Here is a 3,570-nt window from a genome sequence, read left to right as displayed (position 1 = left end):
TTAGTCAATTCTAGTGTGAGTGGAAATAGTTCTTCTTATTCTGGAGGCGGAATTTCTTCTTCTTCTTCAGTAAGTTTAGTAAATTCTAGTGTGAGTGGAAATACATCAACAAGTGGAGGCGGAATTTTTTCTTATTCTTCTTCTTCTTCTTCTTCTTCAGTAAGTTTAGTAAATTCTAGTGTGAGTGGAAATACATCGAGCTATGGAGGCGGAATTTATTCTTATTCTTCTTATTCTTCTTATTCTTCTTCAGTAAGTTTAGTAAATTCAAATTTATTAGAGAACAAAGGAAATAGTATAGTTTATTTTGATAGAGGAAATAATAATCAATTAAAAATTCATAACAGTATTATATATGGAAATAAAAAAATGGATGATACATTATTTACTAACGGTGTAGACTTGTATGGAGGAAATGTTCCTACAGAAGCAAATTTAGAATATAAGAATAGCTATATACAAGGAATAACCTCAACAGATAATGGAAATATAGATGGAACACTAGATCCATTGTTTACAAACGAATCTAGTGGAGATTATAGTTTAAAACAAAATAGCCCATTAGTAAACAAAGGAGATAATGCTTTGTATAAAGGTAATATAAATACAGATACAGATTTAGCGAATAATCCACGTTTATTTAACGGAACAATAGATATTGGGGCGTATGAAAGTCAGTTAAAATCAATAAACATAGCACCAGACAGCAAAAATATACTTTACGTAAAGAAAGGAGGTTCAGGAAAACAAGATGGATCATCTTGGGACAATGCCATAGGCGAATTGGCAGATGCACTTTTATGGGCAAACGATGAAAACAAGAAAAATGCTTGGACTAGTAGTAATCCACTGAAAATATATGTATCCAAAGGAACTTATCATCCTTTATACTCACCAGAAGATGGAGTAAATTATGGGAAAGATAAAGATAAAGATAATACATTTCTGATGGTAAATAATGTAAAATTATACGGAGGTTTTGATCCCGATAATAACATAAAAACATTAGATGATAAGCGAATAATACCAGATGGAAAAAATGAAGCACCTAATGGAACGATATTAAGTGGCGATTTTAACGGTGATGATATAATAAGTGGTAGTGGAAAGACACTAGAAATAAAAAATAATACGGAAAATGCTTACCACGTAGTAACAGGAATAAATAAAAATTCAATTCATCTATTTTTAGATGGTTTCACAATAGAAAGAGGAAATGCAAACGAAAAATCAGAACTAAAAATAAATGGTCAAGGTGTTCATCGAGATAGAGGAGCTGGAATATATTTTAGATCTTCAGATTCATCTGCAATTTTAAATTTAAAAAATGTAGATGTAAGTTGTAATACTACTACAGCAAATGGAGGAGGAATTTATAGTGAGTCATCAAATAATTCATTTTCAGAAATTAATATAAAACAATCACTAATTTTAAATAATATAGGCAGATTTGGTGCTGGAATACATTCTTATTCTTATGATTTAGAATCTAAAATAAATATATATAATTCTACTATAAAATCAAATATTTCTAGCGATGATGGTGGAGGAATTTACTCTTATGGTAATAATAGTTTTCAATCAATATCAAATGTTAATATTTATAATTCGATTCTAAGTAAAAATTATGCATCAAATGGTGGAGGAATTTATTCATTTTCACAAAGTAATAAGTCTTTTGTGAAAATTGTAAATTCTAGTGTTGTAGATAATTCGTCTAATTTAATAATTTCTAGTAAAAATTTATTTACATTTTATAACAGTATTTTTTATAAAAATAAAGATATAAATGATAAATTAATTACAACAGTTTATGGTCTATATCATAATTATAATAGTGAAATAAAATACAGCTACATACAAGGAATAACCTCAACAGAAAATGGAAATATAGATGGAACACTAGATCCATTGTTTACAAGTGATTATAGCTTACAACAAAATAGCCCATTAGTAAACAAAGGAGATAATTCTTTGTATACAGGTGATATAAATACAGATACAGATTTAGCGAATAATCCACGTTTATTTGACGGAACAATAGATATTGGGGCGTATGAAAGTCAGTCCTATCAAGCACCAAAAATTATTAATGTTACATCTACAACTGATAATGGTTTATATGGTATTGGAAAAGATATAACTATAACAGTAGAATTTAATAAAACAGTTAATGTTGATACTACAAATGGTATTCCTAAGCTTCTTTTAGAAACAGGATTGGTAGATAGAAATGCTGAGTATATTAGTGGAACAGGAACAAATATATTAACTTTTATTTATACGGTACAAGAAGGAGATTTAAATGAAGATTTAGATTATAATTCAACATCTTCATTATCTCTAAATGGCTCAACAATAAAAAGTTCTTCTTTAATAGACGCTGTTTTATTATTACCTGAACCAAAAGAAAAAGGTTCTTTATCTGCAAATAAAAATATTGTGATAGATGGTGTACGACCAGTAGTTGTCTCTATAAAACGATTAAATGATTCTCCAACAAATGCAGCTAATGTATCTTTTGAAGTAACTTTTTCTGAACCTGTATCTGGTGTAGATATTTCAGATTTTACACTTACTACTATAGGCTCAGCTTCCGGAAATATAGCAAGTGTTACAGCCGTTGATGATAAATATACTTTAGTAGTAAATTCTATTTCTGGTCAAGGAGAAATTCGTTTAGATTTAAAACCTTCTGGAACTGAAATTATGGATGTTGCAGAGAATTTAATTGTTAATGGTTTTAATTCTGGAGAAGCTTATGAAATAGATTTATTAGCACCAGCAACGCCAACTAATTTTATTGGAATAGGAGGAGATAAAGAAATAAATTTATCTTGGGATGCGAATACAGAATCTGATTTTAAACAATATAATCTATTTGTTTTAATAGAAGGAACAAAAACACTTTTAGCAACAATTCCAAGTGGAACAGAAACCTATAAGCATACAGGATTGGATAATAATACGAATTATACGTATTATATCTCGGCAGAAGATAATTTAGGAAATAAAAGTCCTGAAGCTACTGCTTCAGCTACCACTTTAGCAAATCAAACTATAACATTCAATCCATTACAAAATATACTTTATGGAGATGAGATAGAATTGTCAGCAACTTCATCTAGTAATCTAGATGTTGAATATAAGTCATCTGACACTTCAGTTTCAGAAGTATATCAGGATAGCAATGGAAAGTGGAAATTAAAAGCAAATTCTATTGGGAATGTGACGATTACAGCTATGCAATCAGGAAATAATACCTATTTACCAGCAGCAAACGTTTCGCAAATTTTAACTATAAATCCTGCAATTATTACTATAACAGCAGAACCAAAATCAAAAAATTATGCAGAGATAGACCCAGAATTAACTTATTCAGTAAGTGGTTTAGTAAATAATGATATTCAATCAGATATACTATCTGGAAGTTTACAAAGAGAAATAGGAGAAGATGTAGGAACTTATGAAATTCAAAAAGGAACCTTATCAGTGACATCAAATTATTCTGTAATATTTGTAAATAATTATCTAGAAATAACGAAAGCAACTATCTCAGGAATTAGTTTT

1 protein-coding gene is annotated in these 3,570 nt (G+C 29.0%); it reads left to right on the top strand.

Translation table 11 applies throughout. From position 1 onward, the window contains the following. On the top strand, nt 1-3,570 hold a 3,570-nt coding region (locus RT575_RS11005; RefSeq protein WP_313580840.1), incomplete at both ends, for an MBG domain-containing protein.

It is taken from the genome of Chishuiella sp. (assembly GCF_032109125.1).
Lineage (GTDB): Bacteria > Bacteroidota > Bacteroidia > Flavobacteriales > Weeksellaceae > Empedobacter.
Note: the sequence above shows the minus strand (reverse complement) of the source record. Positions and strands in the feature narration are given on the sequence as shown.